Genomic DNA, 23,667 nt, shown 5'->3' on the forward strand with positions numbered 1-23,667 from the left:
TCCAGGCGGGCCTAGCGTCCTGCGCATGGACGTCATCGTCATCGTCACGCTGGTGATCGTCGTGGCCCTCGTGTTCGACTTTACGAACGGCTTCCACGACACCGCGAACGCCATGGCCACGTCGGTCGCCACGGGAGCGCTCAAGCCCCGGACCGCCGTGCTCATCTCCGCCGTGCTCAACGTGGTCGGCGCGTTCCTGTCCACCGAGGTCGCAAAGACCGTCTCGCAGGGCATCATCCGCGAGGGGCAGGACGGCATCCACATCTCCCCCACGATGATCTTCGCGGGGCTCGTCGGCGCGGTGCTCTGGAACCTGGCGACCTGGTACCTCGGGCTGCCGTCCTCGTCCACCCATGCGCTGTTCGGCGGGCTCATCGGCGCCTCGATCATCGGCGCGGGGCTGAACTCGATCAGCTGGGCGACGGTGGTGTCGAAGGTCGTGCTGCCGGCGCTGCTCTCCCCGGTCATCGCCGGGGTGATCGCCCTGGTCGCGACGTACCTGGCGTACGTGCTCACGAAGAACGCGACGACGCACGGTGCGGCGACCGGGTTCCGGCACGGGCAGACGATCTCGGCGTCGCTGGTGTCGCTCGCGCACGGCACGAACGACGCGCAGAAGACGATGGGCGTCATCACGCTGACCCTCATCGCCGCGAACTACCAGGCCGCCGGCACCGGTCCGGCGCTCTGGGTGATCCTGGCCTGCGGGCTCGCGATAGGCCTCGGCACGTACATGGGCGGCTGGCGGATCATGCAGACCGTCGGCAAGAAGATCTCCGACGTGCAGTCGCCGCAGGGCTTCGCCGCCGAGACGAGCTCCGCCGCGACGATCCTCATCTCGTCGCACCTGGGCTTCGCGCTCTCGACGACCCACGTGACGAGCGGCGCGGTCGTCGGCTCGGGCCTCGGCAAGAAGCTCGCCGACGTGCACTGGTCGGTCGTCGGCCGCATCGTCATCGCATGGGTCATCACGTTGCCGGCCGCTGCGGTGGTCGGGGCGCTCGCCACCTGGCTCGCGTCGACCTCGGCCTTCGGGCTGGTGCTCGTCGCGGTCCTCGCACTGGCCGGCGGGCTCACCTTCTACGTGCTCGCCAAGCGCAAGCCGATCTCGCACGAGGACATCACGACCGAGTCCGGGCCGGCCGAGCAGGCCGAGCCGCAGCCGACCGGCGCGACGAACTGAGGGGAACGACGATGGACATCGACTTCACCGCGATCGGCACGGTCGCCGGCGTCGGCTTCGTGGCCGCCGTGGGCCTGGTGCTCGTGTACACGCTCGGCCTGCGGCTGCTCGGCACGGGGCAGCCGGACGACGCGGGCGGCGAGCACACGCAGTACTCCGACGAGACCCCGCGCTCCGGGCACACCCCGCCGGCGGCACTGGCGGGAGCCGTGCTGTGCTTCGCGCTGTGCATCGCCGCGGTGCTGGCGGGCATCTGGTTGACGATCCCCCAGTTCCACTGAGGACGTTCCTTCCCAGAACACCCGCGATGGCTGGTGGAATCGGGCGTACCTGGTCAGAACCTCCGACCACGTACGCCCGATTCGACCAGGTACGCCTGATCCGACCAGGTACGACCGGAACCGCCCCCGCACCCGCCCCGCCTGGGATGATCGAACGGTGACCACCCACCACCTCGACGCCACGGTCGACTCCGCCGTCGACGTCTTCACCGCCGAACGCCAGCCGGTCCTGACCGTCGAACCGGGCGACACGGTGACCGTCCGCACCCTGAGCGCCGCGGGCTACACGGAACGCCAGCCGGGCCCGGGCCTGGACGCCCCGACCCTGATCGACCCGCGCCGGGGCCACTGCCTGGTCGGGCCGATCGCCGTCGCGGGAGCACGTCCGGGGATGGTCCTGGCGGTGCACTTCGACGACCTCGTGCCCGACGACTGGGGCTACACGGCCTTGGGCGGGGTCGACTCCCCGGTGAACCGCGCACTCGGCCTGACCGACCCGGCGTCGCGCGGCCCGCTGCTCTGGGACATCGACGTGGCTGCCGGAGTCGCCGTGAACCAGCTCGGCCTCGGGGTACGGACCGCACCGTTCCTCGGCGTCGTCGGCGTCCCACCCGAGCCCACCGGCGAACACTCGACGATCCCGCCCCGCACGGTCGGCGGCGGCAACGTCGACTGCCGTGAGCTCGTCGCCGGCTCCACCCTGTACCTGCCCGTGACGGTGCCGGACGCCCTGCTCCACGTCGGCGACGGGCACGCGGCCCAGGGCGACGGCGAGGTCTCCGGCACGGCGGTCGAGTGCGGCATGACGACGACGATGACCCTGACGCTCCTCGATGCGGCCCCCGTCGAGGGCGTGCACGCCGACACCCCCGCCGGACGCATCACCTTCGGCTTCGACGCCGACCTCAACGTCGCGACGGCCACGGCGCTCGACCGGATGGTCGACTGGATCGCGGGGCTGCACGGCATCGGCCGCGCCGAGGCCCTCGCGATGGCGAGCGTGGCGGTGAGCATGCGCATCACGCAGGTCGCGAACCGCACGTGGGGCGTGCACGCCCTGCTCCCGCACGACGCGATCCTGACGGACGCGCGGCTCTGAAGGCCGGGAGGCCCGCCCAGCGCGAGCCGACCGGCGCACGCTGGGCGGGCCTCCCGTCCGACGTTCCTTCCCATCGCACCCGCGCTGGAAAGCGGAAACGGGCGTACCTGGTCGGAAGAACCGACCAGGTACGCCCGTTTCGACCAGGTACGCCCGGAACGACCAGGTGCACCCGACCCGTCAGTGGGCGGAGTAGCCGCCGTCCACCAGGTGGTAGCTGCCCGTGATGAACGAGGCCTTGTCGCTCAGCAGGAACAGCACGAGCGCGGCGACCTCGGCGTCGGTGCCGAGCCGCTTCGAGGCGTGCTCGTCCTCGAGCGCCGCGATGGCCTCGGGCGAGAGCGACTTGCGGAGCAGCGGGGTGTCGATGAACCCGGGGCCCACGGCGTTCGTGCGGACGCCCTGCGACGAGTACTCGAGCGCCGCGACCTTGGTCAGCCCGGCGAGCGCGTGCTTCGAGGCGACGTAGGCCGCGTTCTGGGCCATGCCGACCGTGCCGAGCACCGAAGCCATGTTCACGATCGCACCACCACCGGCGGCCACCATCGCGGGGATCTCGTAGCGCAGCCCGTAGAAGACGCCGTCCAGGTCGACTGCACGGACGCGGTCCCAGGCGGCGATGTCGTACTCGCCGATCGGCTGCGGTGCTGCGCCGATGCCGGCGTTGTTCACGGCCAGGTGCAGCGCGCCGAACGTGTCGACCGCGAACTGCACCATGCGCTCGTTGTCCGCGGCGACCGCGGAGTTGGCCTCGAACGCGCGGGCGGTGCCACCGGCCTCCACGATCGACGCGGCGACGCGCTCGGCGCCCGCCAGGTTGATGTCGGCGACGACCACCGTGGCGCCCGCCGCGGCGAGCTCCTTCGCGACCGACTCACCGATGCCGCTGCCACCACCGGTAACGACGGCGACCTTGCCCTCGAACTCGGACATGTTCTCCTTCTCTCTCGGCAACACGTGTTGTCTACAACCACGGTACACCCGAAATGAAGTTCGTTCGCTGAACTAATGAGATAGGCTAACGACCGATGACCGACGCCACCGACCTCCGCATCGCGGTGAACCGGCTGTCCCGCACCCTCCGTGCCCAGAAGGCCGACTCGAGTGTCACGGACGCACAGTTCTCCGCCCTCGCTCGACTGCACCGCGACGGCGCCATGACCCTGGCCGACCTGAGTCGGCAGGACGGCGTCACCCCGCCGTCGATGACGAAGACCATCGCGGTGCTGGTCGAGCGGGGCCTGGTGTCGAAGTGCGGACACGGCGACGACCGCCGCAAGGTGCTGCTCGGTGCGACGCCAGCCGGAGCCGCCTTCGTCGAGGAGACCCGACGCCGCCGTGACGGCTGGCTCTCCCCGCGACTCGCAGCACTCACCGCCGACGAGCGGAGCACCCTCGCCGACGCCACCGAGATCATGAGGAGGCTGGCCCAGCAGTGACCGCCATGTTCCGCTCCCTCGCCGGACGCAACTACCGCATCTGGTTCGCCGGAGCCCTGGTGTCGAACGTCGGCACCTGGATGCAGCGCACCGCCCAGGACTGGATCGTGCTGACCCAGCTCTCGGACAACAACGCCGTCGCGGTGGGCATCACGATGGCCCTGCAGTTCGGCCCCCAGCTGCTGCTCCTGCCGCTCACCGGGCTCGCCGCCGACCGGTTCGACCGCCGGAAGATGCTCATGCTCACCCAGGGCCTGATGGGGCTGCTCGGGCTGGGACTCGGCGTCATGGTCCTCACGCACACCGCCACCCTGCTCGCGCTGTACGGCTTCGCCCTGACACTCGGCATCGTCGCCGCGTTCGACGCCCCGATCCGGCAGGCCTTCGTCTCCGACGTCGTGCAGGGCGAGGACGTCTCGAACGCCGTCGCCCTGAACTCCGCGTCGTTCAACGCCGCACGCCTGATCGGCCCCGCGGTCGCCGGTGTGCTCATCGCGGCGATCGGCTCCGGATGGGTGTTCGTCATCAACGCCGGGTCGTTCCTGGCCGTCCTGCTCGCACTCCGGTTCGTCGACCCCGCGCAGCTCGCCGAACGGGTCCGGGCGGGCCGCGGCAAGGGGCAGATCGTCGCCGGCTTCCGGTACGTGCGCACCCGACCGGACATCGTCGTCGTGCTCTGCATGATCTTCGTCGTCGGCACGTTCGGCGTGAACTTCCCGATCTTCACCTCGACGATGGCGCGGGTCGAGTTCCACCAGGGCGCCGGCGAATTCGGACTGCTCAACTCGGTGATGGCCATCGGCTCGGTGCTCGGTGCGCTGCTCTCCGCACGCCGGGACAAGCCGCGGATGCGCACCCTCGTGCTCGCCGCCGGCGGGTTCGGGCTCGCGTGCACCGCCGCTGCCCTCGCCCCGACGTACTGGACCTTCGCGATCGTGCTGGTGTTCGTCGGGCTCGCGTCCCTGACCTTCATGACCACCGCGAACGCCCTGGTGCAGACCACGACGAAACCCGCGATGCGCGGACGCGTCATGGCGCTCTACATGGCGATCTTCGCGGGCGGCACCCCCATCGGCGCCCCGCTCGTCGGTGCCGTCGCCGACGCCTTCGGCCCACGCTGGGCGATCGTCGTCGGCGCGGCCTCGGGCTTCGTGGCGCTCGGGATCGCGCTCGTCTGGCTCGTCCGGTACCAGCGGGTCCGGCTGCGCTACGACGCCGACTCGCGGCTGCACCTGGCGATCACGCACGCCGTGCCGGTGGTCGGCTCGCGCGCGGCGCTCCGCCGCGAGCTGGAACGCGACGAGACGCTCGCCGACCGCTCCAGCGCCGTCTGACGGACCGGCGGGTCGCCCTGCCCGTCGGCCGACGGCCCGTGACGCACCGACCGTCGGACGGGAGGCCCGCACCGGCGTCGCCACGGGCCTCCCGTCCGGCGCCACCCGGGCACACGGCCGCGGTCACGACGCGCGGACCAGCCGCCTTCCCCCACACGCGCCGGGTCGGGTCGGCTCAGAGGACGGGTGCGGACGACGCGAAGACGCGCTCGTCGAGGGCCGCGGCGACGCGGTCGGCAGCCACCGCCAGCCGCTGCCCGACGTCACCCGCCACCGCGAGCGCCGACTCTTCCGGGATGCCGTCGAGCAGGGCGCGGACCTCGTCGAACCCGGCAACCTCGTCCGCGACGCAGGACGGGGCGACGTCGGCCAGGCACTCGGCCGCACGGTGCACCGTGAAGCGCAAGGACCGCGGGCTGTGCGCGTCGAGGAGCAGGAAGGCGGCGGCGTCGGACGGCACCGGGGCGTGGTCACGGCCGCGCAGGAAGGCCTCGCCCGCGCCGCATGCCCGGAGCGCCGCCGTCCACGAGGTGACCGCGTCCGGCTCGAGCAGCCGCGACGCCAGCAGCCGTGCGGTGGAGGCGCAGCGGGTGAGCGAGCGCCCGAGGGTGAAGAACTCCCACACCTCGTCACGGCTGGCGTCCCCCTCGACCACACCGATGGCGAGGGCACTGCGCTCCCGCACCCAGCCGAGGAACTCGTGCGCCCGGTCCGGGGCGATCTTCCGGGGCATCCGCGACCGCGTGACGTCGAGGCAGTCCCAGAGCTCGCTCGAGACGACCTCGCGGGCACGGCGTGCGTGGTCGCGGGCGACGGCGACCGCGGCGGCGATGGACGCGGGTTCGTGCCGGTCGAGCGCGAGGGCGTCGACGGTGGCGGCGCGGTCCGGGTCGTTCGCGGGGCCGGTGGTCCCGATGACGCTGCGGAGCTCGGTGGACACGAGCCGGTCGTCGTCGAGGGTGCCTGGTTCGCGGCGGGCGACGTAGACGTCGAGCAACCGTGCGACGACGTCGGTGCGCTCCACCGCGCTCCCCACGTGGAAGACGTTCCCCGCGAGGCGGCTCAGCACGGCTGCTCCTGCATGTCCAGAACCTAACGAGCCGGCGTTGCCGGGGTGTTACAGAACCGCGTCACGGGTGTTGCAGGTGTCCCGTCTCCGCGCTCGCTAGACAATCTAACTAGAGCGTCTAGCATTGGGGCATGACGTCCGAGGTGATGACCAGCACCGCGGGGTACTGGTACGAGGACTCCGCGGTCTCCGCCGTGGACGTCCTCAACGCCCTGCGGCGGTACCGAACGGCCGAGAGCGCCGCCCAGCGCCGAGCGCGCGAGGCACTGGGGATCGGCGAGAACGCCCTGCTGTCGCTCCGGTTCCTGATCGACGCCGAGCACGACGGCCGCACCGTCAACGCGAAGGACCTCGCCGAGCGGCTCGAGATCACCGCGGCGTCGACGTCGGCGCTCGTCGACCGGCTCGTCCGCAGCGGTCACGTCGAACGGCACGCCGATCCGAACGACCGCCGTGGCGTGATCCTCACCGCCACCGGCACCTCGATGCGCCACGCGCTCCGGGTCATCGAGGAGCTCGACGCCCGCGCGCTCGAGGTCACGGAGCACCTGCCGAGCAACGAGATGGCCGTCGTCGTGGACTTCCTGGACGAGATGGTCCGCGTCGTGGACGAGCTCGACGCCGGGTCGGACCACCTCCGTCGCGCGTAGCCTGGACCGCATGGACCCTCGCGGCGAGCACCACCCCGAGGACGACATGCCGTTCGCCGAGCTCGACTCGCGGGCCCGTGCCGACGCCGCACTCCGGCGCATCCAGGCCGGGTCCGATCCCGCTCGTGAGGCGTTCGACCTCGCCAACACCATGAACGACGAGGCCGTGGGGCGGCTCACGAAGCGCCTGCGGCGGCTGTTCCGTCGGGGCTGATCGCTCGGCCGACCCGTGCAGGTGCGCGTGCGCGTGCGTTCGCCCGTGCGTCAGAACGCGGTGCCGACCGCGGCGATGTCGTCGCCCCCGTGCCCGGCTGCGCTGGCATCGGCGTAGACGCGCCCGAGTGCCTCGAGCAGCGTGGTGGACACCCCCGCGGTCCGGGCGGCATCGGTGATGAGCCCGATGTCCTTCCGCAGCCCGTCGAGTGCGAACTGGGCGGGGAACTCGCGGGCGATCATCGCGGCGCCCTTGGTGTGGGCGTAAGCGGAGTCGCTCGCGCTGCCCTCGATGGCCTGCAGGAACAGCGCGGGGTCGAGCCCGAGCGCCGCTGCGAGGGCCAGGGACTGCCCGGTCGCCGCGGTGATCGAGGCGATCCAGGCGTTCGCGGCGAGCTTGAGTGCGGTGCCGTCGCCGACGTGGTCGCCGGCGCGGACGGTCTTCGCGCCGATCGCGTCGAGCACGGGGTCGACACGGTCGAGCAGGTCCGCCGGTCCGGCCGCGAGCATCGTGAGCTTGCCCTGTTCGGCGGGGGCCTTCGTGCCGAGCATCATCGCCTCGACGAGGGTGATGCCGTACTTCTCGGCCAGCTGCACGATCGTCGCGGTGCCGTCGACCCCGATCGTCGAGGCCTGCACCCACACGCCGTCGGTCGGGGCGTCGCCGGCAGCCTGCTCGAGGACGTCGACGACCGCATCGGTGTCGAACAGGGTGAGCAGGACGACCTCGGCGTGCTCGACGGCAGTGCCCGGGTCGCTCGTCACCGTCGCGCCGCGGTCACCCAGGGGCGAGGCCTTGTCGGCACTGCGGTTCCAGACCGTCACCTCGTGGCCGTCGCGGAGCAGTGATCCCGCCACGCCGGCACCCATCGCACCCGTCCCCAACACCGTCACTCGCACGTGCGTCTCCGTCCTGGCGCGGCTCCGTGCCGCGACCGCTCCGACGCTACGCCCGACGCCGTCAGAGGAGCCCGCGAGCCTGCAGCCAGGCGGCCGGGTCGATCGGGGTGCCGGCCACGATGACCTCGAAGTGCAGGTGGGCGCCGGTCGAGACGCCCGTGTTGCCGACGGCCCCGAGCCGCTCCCCCGCGCCGAGGACCTGGCCGGGGCGGACGTCGATCACCGACAGGTGCCCGTACCGGGTCGCGGTGCCGTCGGCGTGCTGCAGGAGGACCTGGTTGCCGTACCCACCGAGGACACCCGCCGAGACGACCCGGCCGGGCAGCGCGGCGACGACCGGGGTCCCGATGGCCGCGGCGAAGTCGACCCCCTGGTGGTTCGACGAGCAGGCCGCACAGCCAACGACCCAGCGGGAGCCGAAGCCACCGGCGTCGGGGATCGCACCGACCGTGGGGCGGACGGCTCCACCGGTCGGGCCCGAGCCACCGGGGACCCGGAGGGCTGCGGCAGCACGGCCGACCGAGAAGTCGTCGCGGCCGGCGGTCGGCCCGGTGGAACCGTCGGCGACGAAGTGCTGCATGCCGGCCGATGCCGACGTGGCTTCCGGAGTTGTCGGAGCGGCGACGGCGGTCTGCGGGGAGCCGACCGCGACGAACAGGCACGTGACGGCAGTGACCGCCGCGGCGGGGAGGGTCCGCCGGGCGGGGATCCGGAAGGACGCGGGGCGGCGGCGCGCGGGAGCGGCGGGATGCTCGGGTGCGGCGGGCTGCACGGGAGCGGCAGGCTGCGTGCGCCGGATGCGTCGTGTGGGTTGGGTGGAAGCCGGGGTGGCGGGAGGGGGCACCGCCACCCCGGCGGCTCGGAGCGGCCCCGGCTGTGCAGCGTGCCGTGCACGGCGCGGCCGGGGCGCGGTCGGTCGGTCGGCGGCGCGGCGCTCGGCACCGCGTGGGCGCCGGGGCAGGCCGTCGTCGGGGGTCGTCATCGTGCGGCGCCCGGCCCGGTCAGACGCGGACGACGCCGTCACGGGCGATCCGGTCCAGCTCGCACACGACGGCGTCGACGACCGCGCGGGTGATCGCGTCGGCGACGGTCTCGACCAGGACGAGGTGCTCGGGGCGGATCGCGACCTCGGTCACCAGGGCCGATGCCACCCGCACCGGGATCTCGTCGATCGCGGCGACGAGGGCGGCCGGCACCAGCGTGGAGTCACCCGGGCGGACGGGCGCGGACATCGGCGAGGTCGGCACCGGGGTCACGACGGCGAGCGCCGGTGCGGGAGTGGAGTGCGGAGCGTCGGCCTGATCGCGACGCTGGGCGATGGAGTCGAAGAGCGGGGTGGAGGACATGCTGCGGACGGTCCGATCTGGAAGTCGTGGCTGGTCGTTCTCGGGCGACCGGCGATGGCGGCGTGCCGAGCGGCACGTCCGCCATTCAACCATCGATATTTCAGATGTGCAATAGTGACCGGACAGTCGTGGGGATCAGTCGGGGTCGACGGCGGCAGCGGTCGGGTCGTCCGGCTGCAGTGCACGACGGACCCGTTCCACGATCGTCGCGGGCGGGTTGTTGTAGGCGTTCGCCGGCTCCTGGCCGCTGAGCTCCTGGATCGCCGACATCACCGCATCGGTCGCGTGGCGCCGAGCACGACCGGACGACGCCTCACCGAAGGACGACAGGTCGATCGGCTGCCCGAACTCGATCGTCACGCGGGCGAGCTTCGGCAGCCGGGACCCGACCGGCTGGACGTCCTCGGTGCCGGTGAGCGCGACGGGCACCACGGGGGCGCCGCTCGTCAGCGCCAGCCACGCCACACCCGTGCGGCCCTTGTAGATCCGGCCGTCGAGCGAGCGTGTGCCCTCCGGGTAGATCGCGAACGCCTCGCCCTCCTGAAGGCGTGCCAGCCCGAGGTCGAGGGCCTGCTGCGCCGCCGCACCCGCGCCGCGCTCGACCCCGATGGCGCCGATGCCGCCGAAGAACGCCCGCGAGACGGCTCCCTTGAGACCCGAACCCGTGAAGTACTCCTGCTTCGCCAGGAACGACACCTTGCGCGGTGCCATGAGCGTGATCGCGGGCGAGTCGATGAACGAGCGGTGGTTGCTCGCGAGGATCACCGCACCACGCTTCGGGACGTTCCGACGACCGATGATCTTCGGGCGCCACAGCAACCGGGCGAGCGGGGTCACCACCGCGCGACTGAGCACGGTGGCGAACTTCGTCGAACCGGACACCGGACCTCCTCGTGATGACGAGCTACCGAGTGTAATGAGGCGCGCGGAGGCCACATGCCCGGAACGGCATGCAGTGCTGGTCGAGGGTCAGTCGGCCGCGGCGACGACGTCGAGGACCGCGCGCCCGTACCGCTCGAGCTTCGCCGCGCCGACGCCGGAGATCTCGCCGAGCTGGTCGACGTCGGCGGGTCGGACGGCGGAGATCCCCCGGAGCGTCGCGTCGTTGAAGACCACGTACGCGGGGACGCCCTGCTCGCGGGCTTCGGCAGCACGCCAGGCACGCAGGGCCTCGAACAGGCCGACGGCTTCCTGCGGCATGTCGGTGACGACCGTCCGTCGACTGCTGCGTCCGGCCCGCGGAGCCTTGACCGGGTCGCGACGCATCCGCACCTCCACCTTGCCGGTCAGGACCTCGGCGCTCGTGGGACTGAGGACGACCGTGCCGAAGCCGTCGCCCGACACCGCCGCGTAGCCCTGGGCCAGCACCTGTCGCGCGACCGCGCGCCACTCGCCCTCGGACAGGTCGGCGCCGATGCCGAAGGTCGCCAGGGTGTCGTGTTGGAGTTCCTGCACGCGGGGGGACCGCTTGCCGATCAGGATGTCGACGAGGTGCGAGACGCCGTACCGCTGGCGGCGCTCGCGCTCGAGCCGCACGACGGTGGACAGCAGCTTCTGCGCGGGGACCGTGCCGTCCCACGACTCCGGCGGCGCGATGCAGGTGTCGCAGTTGCCGCACGCCGTGCTCTCCTGTCCGAAGTACGCGAGCAGCCGCACCCGGCGGCACTCGATCGTCTCGCACAGGCTGAGCATGGCGTCGAGGTGGGCGCTGAGCTGCCGACGGTGTGCGGCGTCACCCTCGGACTGGTCGATCATCCGCCGCTGCTGCACGACGTCGTTCAGGCCGTACGCGAGCCAGGCGGTGGCCGGCAGCCCGTCACGACCCGCACGGCCGGTCTCCTGGTAGTAGCCCTCGACCGACTTCGGCAGGTCGAGGTGCGCCACGAACCGGACGTCGGGCTTGTCGATGCCCATGCCGAACGCGATGGTCGCCACCATGACGACGCCGTCCTCGCGCAGGAACGTCGACTGGTTGCGGGCACGAACCCGGGCGTCGAGGCCCGCGTGGTACGGCAGGGCGTTGATCCCCTGCTCGGCCAGGGCGGTCGCGGTGCGCTCGACGGAGTTGCGGGACAGGCAGTACACGATGCCCGCGTCGCCGCTGTGCTCCGTGCGGATGAAGGTGAGCAGCTGCTGCAGCGCACCGGTCTTCGGTTCGATGCGGTACTGGATGTTCGGCCGGTCGAAGTCGGCGACGAAGTGCGCGGCGTCGTCGAGGCCGAGCCGGGCGGAGATCTCGCGGTGGGTCTGCGGCGTCGCGGTGGCGGTGAGGGCGATGCGCGGCACCGTCGGCCACCGCTCGTGCAGGACGCTCAGCTCGAGGTAGTCCGGGCGGAAGTCGTGGCCCCACTGGGCGACGCAGTGTGCCTCGTCGATGGCGAACAGCGAGACACGTGCCCGGTCGAGGAGCGCTCGGGTGGACTCGAGCCGGAGCCGCTCGGGCGCGAGGTAGAGCATGTCGACCTCGCCCTGCACCACGGCACGCTCGACCCGGGACCGTTCGTCGGGGCCCTGCGTCGAGTTGAGGAACGCGGCGCGCACGCCGTTCGCGGCCAGGGCGTCGACCTGGTCCTGCATGAGGGCGATGAGCGGCGACACCACGACCCCGACGCCGTCGCGGACGAGCGATGGCACCTGGTAGCAGAGGGACTTGCCGCCACCGGTCGGCATGAGCACCAGGGCGTCACCACCGGCCACCACCTGGTCGATGATGGCCGCCTGCTCGCCGCGGAAGTCGTCGTAGCCCCACACGCGGTGCAGCACGTCGAGCGCAGCGGCACGGGGTGCGGACACGGCAGCGGGAGCAGACACGGCAGCGGACGCGGGCGTGGTGCTCATGCCACGAGCCTACGGGCGACCGGCGACACCCACCGCACTGTCCACAGCACCATCCGTGTCGGAGCCGGCACGGTGGTCGGAGCCGGCCACGTCCTCGGCGCGGGCCGGCGTGGTCGCCCAGCCCGTGCCTCCCGGCCGGGTCCAGCGGACGCCGCCCGCCCAGGCCGGGGTCACACCGCGGAACCGGGGCGCCTCGTGGCCGGCGAACCGGCGGTCCAGCCCCCGCCACCACGCCAGGAACTCGACCATGCCCCAGAACGCGAGCGACGTGACGAGGGTGACGAGCGTCCCCTGCCACGTGCCGTTCGCGTCCGACGAGGTGAGGTCGATCCCGGACCAGCCGGGCGCCTGCAGCACGAAGATCATGATGTTGTTGAACGCGTGCTGCAGGACCGTGGCCTCGAGCCCGCCGGTCCGGAGGACGATGATCGCCGCGATCAGACCGAACGAGCCGACGTCCAGGATGCCCCAGACGTTGTAGCCGTTCGGGATGTGCAGCACCGCGAAGACGACCGTCGAGACCGCCACGGCGATGATCGTGCCGACGCGACGCGGGATCCACGACGCGACGGTCTGCATGAGGAAGCCGCGGAAGATGTACTCCTCGGCGGCGCCCTGGAACGGGACGAGCAGGACGACGAGGACGATCGTCAGGGTGAGGGTGCCGAGCGAGACCGTCGACTGGCCGATCGCGTCGTGGTTCCAGGCGAAGCCGCCGTCGGTCGTGATCATCCCGCCGCCGCTGAACAGGCCGGTCTGCCAGACGAACATGAACGCCGCGATGACGAGCGTCGGCAGCAGGCACCAGGCAGTCCAGGCCCACCGGACCCGGAACCGCGTCGACGACAGGATGCCGGCCGGTCCGATCCGCGCGATCTTGACGGCGAGCAGGATACCCGGCAGCAGGACCACGAGCGAGACGAGCGACATCGAGAGCACGACCGGGTCGGTGGGGTCGAGCGCACCGCTCGCCAGGTCGTTCTGCAACTGGATCAGGCCGTCGGCGCCCTGTGCGCGGAGGATCGGCACGAAGTACGCGACCGCGATGACGATCTGCGACACGAGGTACCACCCCGCCAGGAACGCGAGGGCGACGAGCGGCCGCCACCACCTCCACCGTCCGTCGATCCGGGGCAGGCGCTGGTAGGGAACACTCACGCACCGCAGGGTACCGGGCCGGGCAGGATGGGAGCCGTGCTCACCGCCCTGTTCGGCCTGTCCGGCGCGATCGTCTACGGGTTCGCCGACTTCCTGGGCGGGCTCGCCTCGCGCCGGGTCCGACCGGTCGTCGTCACGGCGGTGGCCGCCGCGATCGGGATCGTGCCGTTGCTCGTCGGACTGGTGGTCCTGGGTGGCGTGTTCTCGTGGCCGGCTGCGGTCTGGGGTGCGGTCGCCGGCCTCTCCGGCGGCGTCGGGGTCCTGCTGCTCTACGCGGCGCTCGCGATCGGGCCGATGAGCGTGCTCTCCCCCGTCACCGCCGTCTTCGCGGCCGTCGTGCCGGTGCTCGTCGCGGTGTTCCGCGGCACGGTGCTGTCACCCGTGGCGACCGGCGCGCTCGTGGTCGCGGTCGTCGCGGTGGTCCTGGTCGCGGTGGTCCGGGACGCCTCGGGCGCGCGGCTCACCGCCCGGGGCGTGGTCGCCGCCGCCGTCGCCGGGTGCGGCTTCGGCGGGATCGTGCTGGCCTACGACATGACGCCGTCCGACTCGGGCATCGCGCCCCTCGTGGTCGCGCGGGTGCTGCAGGCGGTGCTGCTGGGTGCGGCGGCGATCGTCGTCGTGCTCCGGACGGGAGGCCCGGTGTCCGCCCCGACGTCGGCCCGCCCCGACGGGGCTGCCGCCGTCCGCGAGCCTGGGTCGACTCGCGCATGGGGTCCGCGGCTGCTGGTCGTCGTCGCCGTGTGCGGCGTCTTCGACGCGATGGCGAACGTGTTCATCCAGGCGGGGCTGCACAGCAGCGACGATCCGGCGACCCTGCCCGTCGTGAGTGTGCTCAACGCGCTCTACCCGATCGGCACGGTGGTGCTGGCCGGGGTGGTGCTGCGGGAGCGGTTGACCGCGCAGCAGTGGATCGGCATCGTGCTGGCGTTCGTGGCGTCGGTGGCGCTGGCGTTGGCGTAGCGCGCGGGCCGGGCACGGTGCCGAGTCGTTCGAACCGTGCGAGGTTGACCGCCCGGTGCGGACTTGCAGCACCGCACCGAGCCGCCAACGCCACACCGGATGAGCGAACCAGCACGGTGCGACGGGCGGGCGCGGTCAGGCGTCGGGGATGAGGCGCTTGCCGAGCGAGACCGTGCGGTCGTCGGTGTAGCCGAGGGACGCGTAGAACCCGAGCACCTGCTCGTTGCCCGCACGCACCTGCAGGTTGAGCTTCGGGCAGCCGAGGTCGGTCAGGAGCCGCTCGAACTCGGCCATCAGGGTGCGACCGAGGCCGGAGCCCTGCAGGTCGGGGCGCACGGCGAGGTAGTTCACCCAGCCGCGGTGCCCGTCGAAGCCGGCCATGCCCGCGGCGACCACCCCGATGTCGGCGGCCTGCGGCTCGGCGACCAGGAAGAGCTCGGGCTGGACGGTCAGCTTGCGGGCGATGTCACGTCGGGGGTCGTTCCAGGGTCGGACGAGGCCGCACGTTTCCCACAGGGCGACGACCGCGTCGGTGTCCTCGGTGCGGAAGGGGCGGATCCGGTACTCCATGCCCCCACGTTAACGGGGGTGGGGAGAACGTCGTCACCGGCCTGTCGCCGTGATCTGATAGACCTGTCCGACCACCCAGCCGATCAGGAGCCCCGTGACCGCACACGACACCCTCCCGTCGCGCCGCAGCGCACGGGACGACGAAGCCGGTTCGCGGTCCCGGCGTTCCCCGCGCAGACGCCAGACGGTCGGCGGCGCGATCGTGTCGCTCATCGCCGAGTTGCTCATCATCGCGGGCGCCGGCACCGGCCTGTACGTCGTGTGGACGGCGTGGTGGACCGATGTGGTCGCCGTGAACGAGCAGACGAAGCTCGTGCAGGGCCTCGACCAGGTCAAGACCCCGAAGGTCGAGGGCACCGAGCACCGCGGCACCGCACCCGTGCTGGACGAACCGCCGGGGTTGTCGGACGTGTTCGGCACGATGCAGATCCCCCGGTTCGGCAAGGACTACAACCGGCCGATCGGCGAGGGCACGGATCGTGAGAAGGTCCTCAACACCATCGGGCTCGGCCACTACCAGGACACCGCGATGCCCGGCGCACCCGGCAACTTCGCCGTCGCCGGACACCGGGTCACCTACGGCAAGCCCCTCAACCAGATCGCGGAGCTCAAGAAGGGCGACTCGGTCGTGGTCCGGGTCACCGACGCGAAGACGAAGTTCGACGTCTGGTACGTCTACAAGGTCACCGACAGCCAGATCGTGACGCCCGACAAGATCGAGACGATCGCGCCGGTGCCGAACAAGCCCGGTGTGGAACCGACCCCCCAGGACCGCTGGCTCACGCTGACTGCCTGCCACCCGATGTGGTCCGCGGCGGAGCGGTTCGTGACGCACGCGAAGCTCGACTACTGGATGCCCGCGTCCGAGGGCACCCCGAAGGAACTCTCGGAGACCGCCAAGTGATCTTCCCCCTGGTCTGGCGGCTGCTGCCCGGCCCCACCGCCCTGAAGGTGCTCGAGCTGCTCGTGCTCCTCGTCGCCATCGTGTTCGTGCTGTTCCAGTGGGTGTTCCCGTGGATCGCGGCGGACATCCTGCCGCCGCCGGACGGCACGGTGGAGTCGACGCCGACCCCGTAGCGTCAGGTCGGGTCGGGTCGGGTCGGGTCTGGTCAGACCGTGGTCGTCACCTGCGACCCACCGGCCGGGGTGCGTCGCACCGCGATCCGCTCCGGGATCCGCTGCTTGAGTTCCTCGACGTGGCTGACGATCCCGACCTGTCGCCCGCCCGCGGTCAGTCGCGACAGCTGCCCGATGACGTCGTCGAGGGTCTCGGGGTCGAGCGTGCCGAACCCCTCGTCGACGAACAGGGTGCCGAGCGAGACCCCGCCGGCCTCGGCCTGCACGACGTCGGCCAGGCCGAGCGCCAGGCACAGCGACACGGTGAACGTCTCGCCGCCGGACAGGCTGCGGGGATCGCGGACGCTGTCGGTCGTGTGGTCGTGCACGACGAGGGCGAGCCCCGTCCGTCGCGCCCGTGACCCGGATTCCCGTTCGTCGGAGGTCTCGAGGGTGAACCGCCCGGCGAGCATGCCGCGCAACCGGTCGTTCGCCGCCGCCACGACGTCCTCGAAGCGCCGCATGAGCACGAAGGTGCCGAGCGTGATGCCGGTCGGGTTGACCGATGCCACCCCGTTCGCGACGTCGGCGAGCCGGACGACCGCGCGGCTGCGGGCCGAGGTCTCCTGTCGCGCACGGACGGTGCGGTCGACCTCGGTCGCACACTGCTCGACGGCTTCGGCACGGTGGGCAGCGGTGACCGCGAGCCGGGTGGCCTCGTCGAGTTCGGCCGTTGCGCGGACCCGTTCGGCCTGGGCCGCCGGTACGTCGAGCTGCCCCGGATCGTCGTCGGCGGCCTGCACCACCGCGGGGTCGTCGAGCCCTGCCCGCACGACGGCGCGTTCGGCCTCGGCTCCGCTGATGCTGCTGCGGAACCGTGTGACGGTGTCGGGGTCGAGCAGGCCGGCTCGTGCGGCGTCGACGTCGGGGAACCCCTGCTCGTCGAGGACCCGGGCGACCTCGGCGCTGCGCTCGTCGCGGGCGCGGGCTGCGACAGCCGCGCGGTCGTCGGCCTCGGCGACGGCGCGGAGCACCGTCAGCCGTCCGTCGAGCCCGTCGACCACGGCGTGGAGCGTCACCGGCGAGCTGTCGCTGTCGCTGTCGAGCAGTGCTGCGAGCCGGTCGATCGCCTCGTGCACGGATCGCAGGTCGGCCTCGAGCCGCTCTGCGTCGGAGGCCGCGGTCGACGCGAGCACCGTGCGCCGGGCGTCGAGGTCGTTCCGCTCACGCTCGAGCGCCCGCGTCGCGGTGTCGTGCGCCGTCCGCTCGCGCTCGTGCTCCAGCACCAGCGCCGCGGCGTCGTGCGCCGCTCGGACCCGCTCGTCGGCGGCCACCGCCATGGTGTCGAGGGCGACCGTGTCGACGGCGCCGACGACTTCGGTCAGTCGGAGGTGCTTGGCGCGCTCGACGGCCAGGTCGGCCGCGGCGTCGGCGAGCTGCTGGTCGGCCAGACGCGTGGCGTCGCCCGCGGACTCCACCGCCTGGATCGTCGGGTGGTCGTCCTGTGGCGCGGCCACCGACGGGTGCGCCGTCGATCCGCACACCGGGCAGGGGTCGCCGGGGGTCAGCGCAGCACCGAGCTCTCCGGCGAGTCCGGCGATCCGCCGCTCGCGCAGGGAGCGTTCGGCGTCGAGCGCCGCGGTGGCCCGACGGCGGGCATCGGCCACGATGCGTTCGGCATCGGCGACCCGCTGTTCGGCGCGGTCGCGGGCGGCCAGGTCGGCGCGGAGCGACTGCACCCGGGCGACCTCGTGCGCGGCGGCGTCGGCGTCGGCAGCGGTCGTCGAGGCGGTCCGCGCGGCCTCGACGATCCGGGCTCGTTCCGTCGGCCGGGCCTCGAGCGCGGTGTCGAGGGTGGCGAGGTCGTCGGTGAGGCGCGATGCGGTCGCGGTGGCCTCGGCGATGGCGGTGCGCCTGGTGTCTGCCTCGGCCTCGACCGCGACGAGGTGCCGGACGTCGGACAGGGCGTCGGTCAGCGAGTCGCGGCGCCGGGCGACCTGCTGTGCGTCGACGGCGCCGAGTGCGTGCTGCTCGCGCAACCGGGCGGCTGCCGCGGCGGTGTCGTCCGCCCGGACGGTCGCGGCGTCGAGGCCGTCGGCCACCGCGGCGACCCGGGCGGCGCGCTCGGCCGTCGCGACCGCGGCCCGTGCCTGCTCGATCGCCGGGGCGTCGTCGTCGAGGAGCGCCTGCCGCCGCAGCAGCGCCGCTCGTCGCTCGAGGGCGGCCGCACGGGCCGTCACCGATCGTTCGTGTTCGGTCGCCGCCGTCGCAGCGGCAGCCGCAGCCGTCCGGGCCGCCCCGGCCGCGTCGGCCGTCGTGCGGAGGGACGCCACCGCGCCGGGGACGACGGACTCGTCGGCGTCGGCGAGATCGGCCGCCTGCGCGAACCGGGCCAGGGCCTCGCGGACGCGGTCGTCGGCCCCCTCGACCTCGGCCTGCACGGCCCGGCGGCGAGCGGCGAGCTCGTCGGCGGTGCGGTCGTAGACCTGGGTGCCGAACAGCGACTGCAGGAGCTTCCGGCGGTCTTCCCCCGGGGAGCGGAGGAACCGTGCGAACTCGCCCTGCGGCAGCACCACGGTCTGCAGGAACTGCGCGCGGTCGAGCCCGACGATCCGGGCGATCTCGACCCCGACCTCGGGGATGCGGGACGACATGGGTTCGCCGGCGACGTCGGTCGGCGCGGCGAGCCGGAACAGCTGCACCGACGCCTGCTGCTTCACGGTGCCGGTCCCCCGCTGCTTCGGGCGGTCGTACTGCGGGGTGCGCCGGACCCGGTACGTGCCCGCACCGGTCTCGAACACGAGCTCGACGAACGGCTCGACCGCGGGGTCGGCGTGCTGGCTGTGCAGCCGGTCGGAGCTGGCGTCGGATCCGGCGAGTCCGCCGTACAGGGCGAACACGACGGCGTCGATGATCGTCGACTTGCCGGAACCGGTCGGCCCCTCGAGCAGGAAGACCCCGGACGCGGCCAGCGCCGCGAAGTCGATCGTCACGAGGTCGGGGTAGGGCCCGATGGCGCGCAGTTCGAGTCGGTGCAGGTACATCAGCGGTCCCCCTCACGCTGCAGAGCGAGCACCGCGGCCTCGTACGCCTCGGTCAGCACCGCCCGTTCGTCGTCGTCGGGCAGCCCGCCGGTGGCGAAGGCCACGAAGTCGCCGGCGACCTCGACCGGGTCGGACGTCGCGGTGACGGCCCGCGCGGCGGTGGCGGCCGGCCGATCCGCCGGTTTGTGCGTGATCGCCAGGGCGTGCGGGAAGTGGTCCTTCACGCGGGCGTACATGCGTTCCGGGTGCACGGTGTCGGTCACCGCGACGCGGACCCAGGCGTCGGCATCGGCCCGGAACTCCCCGGACTCGATCGCGTCGATGCTGCCCCGCACGTCGACGAGCCGCCGCGGCACCGGGGTCGGTACGAGCTCGACGGTGACGGCACCCGCCGCGTCGAGGTCGGCGATGGTCACGGACTTCCGCTGGTGCCGCTCGCCGAACGAGAACGCCAGCGGCGACCCGGCGTACCGGATCCGGCCGTCGTCGCCGACGCGCTGCGGGCCGTGCAGGTGCCCGAGGGCGACGTAGTCGAACCCGTCGAACACCGACTCGGCCACGCGGTCGACCCCGCCGACGCGGATGTCCTGCTCGCTGTCGCTCGGGTCGGCACCGCCGACGAAGGCGTGCGCGACGACGACGCTGCGGGTGTCGGCCCGCGTCGCGAGGTCGGCGCGGATCCGTTCGGTGGCGGCGTGCACGACGGCGTGGTGTGAGCGAGCGAGGGGTTCGTCGGGGACCGCGGCCAGGGCGTACCGCGTGAGGTCGGGGTGCAGGTACGGGATGCCGTACACGGCCACCGGGCCGTCGTCGTCGGGCACGAGCACCGGATCGGCCACGTGGGCGGGCTCGGCGAGGATGCGGACGCGCTGCCCCATCACGCCGGCACCGAAGCCGAGCCGCGCGGCGGAGTCGTGGTTGCCCGGGGTGAGCACCACCGTCGTGGTCTCGGCGAGGCGCTCCAGCACGCGGGAGAGCATGCGGACGGCGTCCACCGGCGGGATCGCACGGTCGTAGACGTCGCCGGCGATGACGACGAGGTCGACCGCGCGCTCGCGGGCGAGGTCGACGAGCCAGTCGGTGAACGCGGCCTGGTGCTCGAGCAGGTCGGCACCCAGCAGTGTGCGGCCGAGGTGCCAGTCGCCGGTGTGCAGGATGCGCATGCGGCCACGGTAACGCCGGCCGGGGACATCCACCGGGCACCTCGCGGTGCCCTGTGGAGGACTCAGGGGGTCACGCAGCTCGCGGACGCCAGGCCCAGGACCGAGACGACCTTGACCTTGACGGTCGGTGTGCTCGTCGCGGTCCAGTTGCTGCCGAGGTTCGTGCGGAGGTGCAGCGTGTACGTGGTGCCGAGGTTCAGGAGTCCGGCGCCCCCGTAGACTATCGAGCGGGCCCCGGCGGTCGTCGTGCTGGCCACCTGCGTCGTCCCGTTCATCAGGTCGAACGACACCGGCACGGTCGCGCCGTTGTCGTAGGTCCAGGCGATCGTCACCGTGTTCGACCCGGCTGGAGCGCAGGTCAGGGTGGGGACACCGGTCGCCGTGCCCGCCGTGAAGGCCGCGGTCGGTGCGACGGTGGTCCCGGACCACGGGGCCGCGTCCGCCGCTCCGGGCAGCAGGACGCCGGTGGCTGCCGCGAGCGCGAGCACCGCGGCGCCCCCAGCGACGCGGCGGAGCCGCCGCACGCGACGTGCTCGTCTGCGCAGCGCGCGACGGGTGAGGACGCTGGGCGCAGCGGTCGGGAGGCCCGTGGCGGCGCCGCCCCGCGCCTCCAGGCCGTCGTCCGTACCGTCCACCGGACCGGTGGCGTCGTCCGGACCGGCCGCGTCGTCCGGACCACCGGCGGCGCCGCCGGTGTCGTCGGCCTCGACGAGTCGCCGGAGCGACCCGTCGATCGTGCAGAGCGCGAGCACCGCGGTCAGACCGAGCGCGAGCATCGCGACCAGGCCCCACTCCCCCGCGCTGATCCAGCGGATCGGTGTCCCGATGAACGGGATGCGCAGGAAGGCGATGCCGTGTACGGCGGAGCGCTCGATCGGTGTGGAGTCCTGCTGGGGGTTGGCGTCGCCCTTCGTGACCATGGTGCCGCCGGGGCCGTCCTCGACGTACCGGTGCATGCGCAGGTGGTCCGCCTGGTCCGGGTCGTCGGCGAGCAGGACCTTGCCCGTCGCGATCTCGCCCGAGCCGACCGGACGCGAGACGACCACGTCGCCGGGGACGATCCGCGGCTCCATCGAACCGGTCATCACGGTGGTCGGCTGCCAGCCGATGAGCGCCGGCGCGGCCGCCCAGAGTGCGAGTCCGAGCAGCGTCGCGACCACGCCCCGGGCGAGGGTGGCGACGACGACGCGCCCCCAGTCGACGGCGTCACGGACCGCTGCGTGCGGTGCGGGACCACCGTGCACTGCGATGCTGCTCATGACTGCCTTCGACCGGGGGCGCGTTGCGGGGAGGGAACGGACGGGGCTGGTTCGGCCCCGGTCCCGGCTCAGCTGTTCTGGGCCTCCCAGGTGAAGCCGAGGGCTGCGGTGCCGCCCTGCGCGGTGTTCGGCGCGGTGCTCGAGACCGTGTACGTGACGCGGTAGACGCGCGTCTCGGACGCGGTGCCGGTCGGGGCCCAGGTGCCGACGCCGGTCGCGTAGTTGGTCGAGGCGGCGCCGAAGCCCGCGACGGTGCCGCTGTAGAGCGAGCCGCCGGTGGCGGCCGGGGTGAAGCCGGAGCAGGAGCCGAAGCCGCCGCCGGTGCCCTGCTCGATGGTCAGGTTGACGTTCGCCGCCAGGTCCTTCGTGGTCGAGACGTTCGTGCCGTAGAGCTTCACGGCCGAGGGCAGCGAACCGGTCGAGGTCACCGCGATGCAGTTCGCACCGGTCGAGCCGGGCTTCAGGTTGTTCGCCGTGAACAGCGCGGTGTTGTTGTCGTCATCGGACAGGGCGACACTGCCGGCAGTCCAGTTGTTCGTCGGGTTGACGGTGGTCGAGGAGAAGGCCGCGTACGAGGCCGTCGAGACGACGACCCCCGAGGCGACGAGGGCAGCGGGGATGGCGATCCAGGCGGCGAGGCGGGCAGCACGAGGCGTGACACGAGACATGGTTGGACTCCGTGAGGAAGAGATCTGATCGGTGGTTCGGACGGGCCCGCGGTGGTTGGTCGCGCTACGTGCCGAGGTGGTACGACGATCAAGCTACTTGGCGTTCGAGCAGCTCACAAGACCTGAGATGTCCCCACTGATGGGGGTATCTTGACGAGTGAGTTACTTGTTGACTGAAGTTCCCACCCTGTACCCGAGAAGAGCTCCCATGACGGACACCGACCCGGTCGTCCTCCCCCCGCACGCACCCGCCGTCCCCGCGGCGCGCGTCGCCCCCACCACGCCGCCGGCACCGATGTCGCCCGACGTCACTGGGCTCGACCCCGTCGCCGCCGACACGGACCCCGACGCCGACCTGCCGCGACTGCTGACCGCCTTCCGCGTGCTCCAGATGCAGCACGCGCGCGTCCTGCACCACGAGAGCACGGTCCGCGCACTGAACGCCACGGACACCCGGTTCGTGTTCTTCCTCAGCGCCGCCGGCGGCCACGGCGTCACCCCGAAGCAGGCCGGCGAGTACCTCGAGCTCACCACCGGCGCGATGACGTCCCTGATCGACCGGCTCGAGAAGCACGGACACCTGGAGCGTCGCCCGAACCCCGAGGACCGCCGGAGCGTGCTGCTGCACCTCACACCGTCGGGCACGGCGGTCGCCCGCGAGGTCGGCGCCGTGTACTCCGACGCGTTCCGGCAGGTCGTCGCACCGTCCGACCGCGCCGTGGTCGCCGCCGCGTTCGAGGGCCTCGGTGCCGCCCTGGAGCGCCACCACCGCAGCGCCGCCGTGTGACAGCGGGTGTCACGGCCCGCGCGTAGCGTGAGCGCCATGACCCCCTCTGAACTCCTCACCGAAGCGTTCTCCCGCGTCCCCGAGACGGTCGAGCGGGCCGTCGACGGGCTCTCCGAAGACCAGCTCGCGGCGCGACCGGCCGCCGGGGCGAACACGCTGGCGTGGCTCGCGTGGCACATCGCCCGCGGCCAGGACGTGCAGATCGCCGACCTCGCCGGCTCCGAGCAGGTCTGGACGGCGGACGGCTGGTACGACCGGTTCGGGCTGCCGTTCCCGGCCGAGGCGCTCGGCTACGGCATGTCCCGCGACGACGTCGGGCGGGTGCGGGCCTCTGCCGAGCTGCTCACCGGGTACCTGCGTGCGGTGCACGAGCGCACCGTCGCGTACCTCGGCACGCTCGGCCCGGACGACCTCGACCCCGTCGTCGACGACGCGTGGGACCCGCCCGTCACGGCCGGCGCGCGACTCGTCAGCATCCTGGACGACTGCACGCAGCACGCCGGACAGGCCGGCTTCGTGCGCGGGCTGCTGTTCTTCAACCGCTGAGCGCGCGGTCGCGCGGTCGCGCGCTCGCTTCGTGAGCAGGAATGGTCGGGTCCGACGTCGCGACCCGACCATTGGTGCTCACCATGTGACGGACGGGAGGCCCG

At 72.6% G+C, this 23,667-nt stretch carries 25 protein-coding genes; 12 read left to right on the plus strand and 13 right to left on the minus strand.

Translation table 11 applies throughout. The annotated features are described in order from the left end of the window. Positions 1-25 precede the first annotated feature (25 nt). From BIU91_RS14360 to BIU91_RS14370, 3 genes are all read left to right on the plus strand, one after another. Positions 26-1,183, plus strand: a complete 1,158-nt coding sequence (locus BIU91_RS14360) for an inorganic phosphate transporter (protein WP_071406018.1) — start codon at positions 26-28, stop codon at positions 1,181-1,183. Positions 1,184-1,194: 11 nt separating this feature from the next. Further along, positions 1,195-1,464 carry a hypothetical protein gene (locus tag BIU91_RS14365; RefSeq protein WP_071406019.1) on the plus strand — a complete coding sequence of 90 codons (270 nt, stop codon included), beginning with the start codon at positions 1,195-1,197 and terminating at the stop codon, positions 1,462-1,464. Between the two features lie 157 nt (positions 1,465-1,621). Next, positions 1,622-2,563 carry an acetamidase/formamidase family protein gene (locus tag BIU91_RS14370; RefSeq protein WP_071406020.1) on the plus strand — a complete coding sequence of 314 codons (942 nt, stop codon included), beginning with the start codon at positions 1,622-1,624 and terminating at the stop codon, positions 2,561-2,563. Positions 2,564-2,743: 180 nt separating this feature from the next. Here BIU91_RS14370 and BIU91_RS14375 read toward each other — a convergent pair whose 3' ends face one another. Then, entirely contained in the window at positions 2,744-3,496 is a 753-nt protein-coding gene (locus BIU91_RS14375) for a glucose 1-dehydrogenase (RefSeq protein ID WP_071406021.1), read from the minus strand. Positions 3,497-3,591: 95 nt separating this feature from the next. Here BIU91_RS14375 and BIU91_RS14380 point away from each other — a divergent pair, with 95 nt between their 5' ends. Both BIU91_RS14380 and BIU91_RS14385 read left to right on the plus strand, forming a co-directional pair. Next, positions 3,592-4,002: a MarR family transcriptional regulator gene (locus tag BIU91_RS14380; RefSeq protein WP_071406022.1), complete on the plus strand. Its 411-nt coding sequence runs from the start codon at positions 3,592-3,594 to the stop codon at positions 4,000-4,002. A 5-nt stretch (positions 4,003-4,007) separates the two neighbouring features. Next, entirely contained in the window at positions 4,008-5,336 is a 1,329-nt protein-coding gene (locus BIU91_RS14385) for an MFS transporter (protein WP_071406040.1), read from the plus strand. A gap of 175 nt (positions 5,337-5,511) precedes the next feature. Here BIU91_RS14385 and BIU91_RS14390 read toward each other — a convergent pair whose 3' ends face one another. Then, entirely contained in the window at positions 5,512-6,405 is an 894-nt protein-coding gene (locus BIU91_RS14390; protein ID WP_071406023.1) for an alpha-E domain-containing protein, read from the minus strand. Between the two features lie 131 nt (positions 6,406-6,536). On the opposite strand from BIU91_RS14390, the gene BIU91_RS14395 reads away from it, so the two are divergent. Together BIU91_RS14395 and BIU91_RS14400 are read left to right on the plus strand one after the other, a co-directional pair. Then, on the plus strand, positions 6,537-7,055 hold the full coding sequence (locus tag BIU91_RS14395; protein WP_071406024.1) for a MarR family transcriptional regulator: 519 nt from the start codon (positions 6,537-6,539) through the stop codon (positions 7,053-7,055). 10 nt (positions 7,056-7,065) lie between these two features. Next, positions 7,066-7,269 carry a hypothetical protein gene (locus tag BIU91_RS14400; protein WP_027465064.1) on the plus strand — a complete coding sequence of 68 codons (204 nt, stop codon included), beginning with the start codon at positions 7,066-7,068 and terminating at the stop codon, positions 7,267-7,269. Between the two features lie 50 nt (positions 7,270-7,319). Here the strand turns inward: BIU91_RS14400 and BIU91_RS14405 are convergent, their stop codons facing one another. From BIU91_RS14405 to BIU91_RS14430, 6 genes are all read right to left on the minus strand, one after another. Beyond that, positions 7,320-8,168 carry an NAD(P)-dependent oxidoreductase gene (locus BIU91_RS14405; protein ID WP_290439508.1) on the minus strand — a complete coding sequence of 283 codons (849 nt, stop codon included), beginning with the start codon at positions 8,166-8,168 and terminating at the stop codon, positions 7,320-7,322. Positions 8,169-8,229: 61 nt separating this feature from the next. Continuing rightward, positions 8,230-8,940: a M23 family metallopeptidase gene (locus BIU91_RS14410; RefSeq protein ID WP_071406025.1), complete on the minus strand. Its 711-nt coding sequence runs from the start codon at positions 8,938-8,940 to the stop codon at positions 8,230-8,232. Between the two features lie 229 nt (positions 8,941-9,169). After that, complete coding sequence (locus BIU91_RS14415) at positions 9,170-9,514, minus strand: hypothetical protein (RefSeq protein WP_071406026.1); 345 nt, start codon at positions 9,512-9,514, stop codon at positions 9,170-9,172. Positions 9,515-9,649: 135 nt separating this feature from the next. Continuing rightward, the gene (locus BIU91_RS14420) at positions 9,650-10,396 is read right to left on the minus strand and encodes a lysophospholipid acyltransferase family protein (protein WP_071406027.1); all 747 of its coding nucleotides are present in this window, start codon (positions 10,394-10,396) and stop codon (positions 9,650-9,652) included. 87 nt (positions 10,397-10,483) lie between these two features. Further along, the gene (recQ, locus tag BIU91_RS14425) at positions 10,484-12,352 is read right to left on the minus strand and encodes a DNA helicase RecQ (RefSeq protein ID WP_071406028.1); all 1,869 of its coding nucleotides are present in this window, start codon (positions 12,350-12,352) and stop codon (positions 10,484-10,486) included. 9 nt (positions 12,353-12,361) lie between these two features. Next, positions 12,362-13,510 (minus strand): CPBP family intramembrane glutamic endopeptidase, encoded by a 1,149-nt coding sequence (locus tag BIU91_RS14430; protein ID WP_071406029.1) that lies wholly within the window; start codon positions 13,508-13,510, stop codon positions 12,362-12,364. A 36-nt stretch (positions 13,511-13,546) separates the two neighbouring features. On the opposite strand from BIU91_RS14430, the gene BIU91_RS14435 reads away from it, so the two are divergent. After that, entirely contained in the window at positions 13,547-14,470 is a 924-nt protein-coding gene (locus BIU91_RS14435; RefSeq protein WP_084741304.1) for an EamA family transporter, read from the plus strand. Positions 14,471-14,605: 135 nt separating this feature from the next. Here BIU91_RS14435 and BIU91_RS14440 read toward each other — a convergent pair whose 3' ends face one another. Further along, positions 14,606-15,040 (minus strand): GNAT family acetyltransferase, encoded by a 435-nt coding sequence (locus BIU91_RS14440; protein WP_071406031.1) that lies wholly within the window; start codon positions 15,038-15,040, stop codon positions 14,606-14,608. A 94-nt stretch (positions 15,041-15,134) separates the two neighbouring features. On the opposite strand from BIU91_RS14440, the gene BIU91_RS14445 reads away from it, so the two are divergent. Both BIU91_RS14445 and BIU91_RS18990 read left to right on the plus strand, forming a co-directional pair. After that, entirely contained in the window at positions 15,135-15,944 is an 810-nt protein-coding gene (locus BIU91_RS14445; protein ID WP_244993373.1) for a class E sortase, read from the plus strand. Beyond that, positions 15,941-16,117: a hypothetical protein gene (locus tag BIU91_RS18990; protein ID WP_156463787.1), complete on the plus strand. Its 177-nt coding sequence runs from the start codon at positions 15,941-15,943 to the stop codon at positions 16,115-16,117. The genes BIU91_RS14445 and BIU91_RS18990 overlap by 4 nt, the downstream gene beginning before the upstream one ends. Positions 16,118-16,149: 32 nt before the next feature. Here the strand turns inward: BIU91_RS18990 and BIU91_RS14450 are convergent, their stop codons facing one another. The 4 genes from BIU91_RS14450 to BIU91_RS14465 form a co-directional block, all read right to left on the minus strand. Beyond that, complete coding sequence (locus BIU91_RS14450) at positions 16,150-19,140, minus strand: AAA family ATPase (RefSeq protein ID WP_071406032.1); 2,991 nt, start codon at positions 19,138-19,140, stop codon at positions 16,150-16,152. Then, entirely contained in the window at positions 19,140-20,303 is a 1,164-nt protein-coding gene (locus BIU91_RS14455; RefSeq protein ID WP_071406033.1) for an exonuclease SbcCD subunit D, read from the minus strand. The genes BIU91_RS14450 and BIU91_RS14455 overlap by 1 nt, the downstream gene beginning before the upstream one ends. A gap of 62 nt (positions 20,304-20,365) precedes the next feature. Next, complete coding sequence (locus tag BIU91_RS14460) at positions 20,366-21,562, minus strand: S24/S26 family peptidase (RefSeq protein ID WP_071406034.1); 1,197 nt, start codon at positions 21,560-21,562, stop codon at positions 20,366-20,368. A gap of 68 nt (positions 21,563-21,630) precedes the next feature. Further along, positions 21,631-22,230: a hypothetical protein gene (locus BIU91_RS14465; RefSeq protein ID WP_071406035.1), complete on the minus strand. Its 600-nt coding sequence runs from the start codon at positions 22,228-22,230 to the stop codon at positions 21,631-21,633. A 208-nt stretch (positions 22,231-22,438) separates the two neighbouring features. Between BIU91_RS14465 and BIU91_RS14470 the strand changes: the two genes are divergently transcribed. Together BIU91_RS14470 and BIU91_RS14475 are read left to right on the plus strand one after the other, a co-directional pair. Further along, the gene (locus tag BIU91_RS14470) at positions 22,439-23,017 is read left to right on the plus strand and encodes a MarR family transcriptional regulator (RefSeq protein ID WP_071406036.1); all 579 of its coding nucleotides are present in this window, start codon (positions 22,439-22,441) and stop codon (positions 23,015-23,017) included. 36 nt (positions 23,018-23,053) lie between these two features. Continuing rightward, positions 23,054-23,563, plus strand: coding sequence for a DinB family protein (locus BIU91_RS14475; RefSeq protein WP_071406037.1), 510 nt, complete (start codon positions 23,054-23,056; stop codon positions 23,561-23,563). Positions 23,564-23,667: the final 104 nt, after the last annotated feature.

Source organism: Curtobacterium sp. MMLR14_002 (assembly GCF_001864975.1).
Taxonomy (GTDB): Bacteria; Actinomycetota; Actinomycetes; order Actinomycetales; family Microbacteriaceae; genus Curtobacterium; species Curtobacterium flaccumfaciens.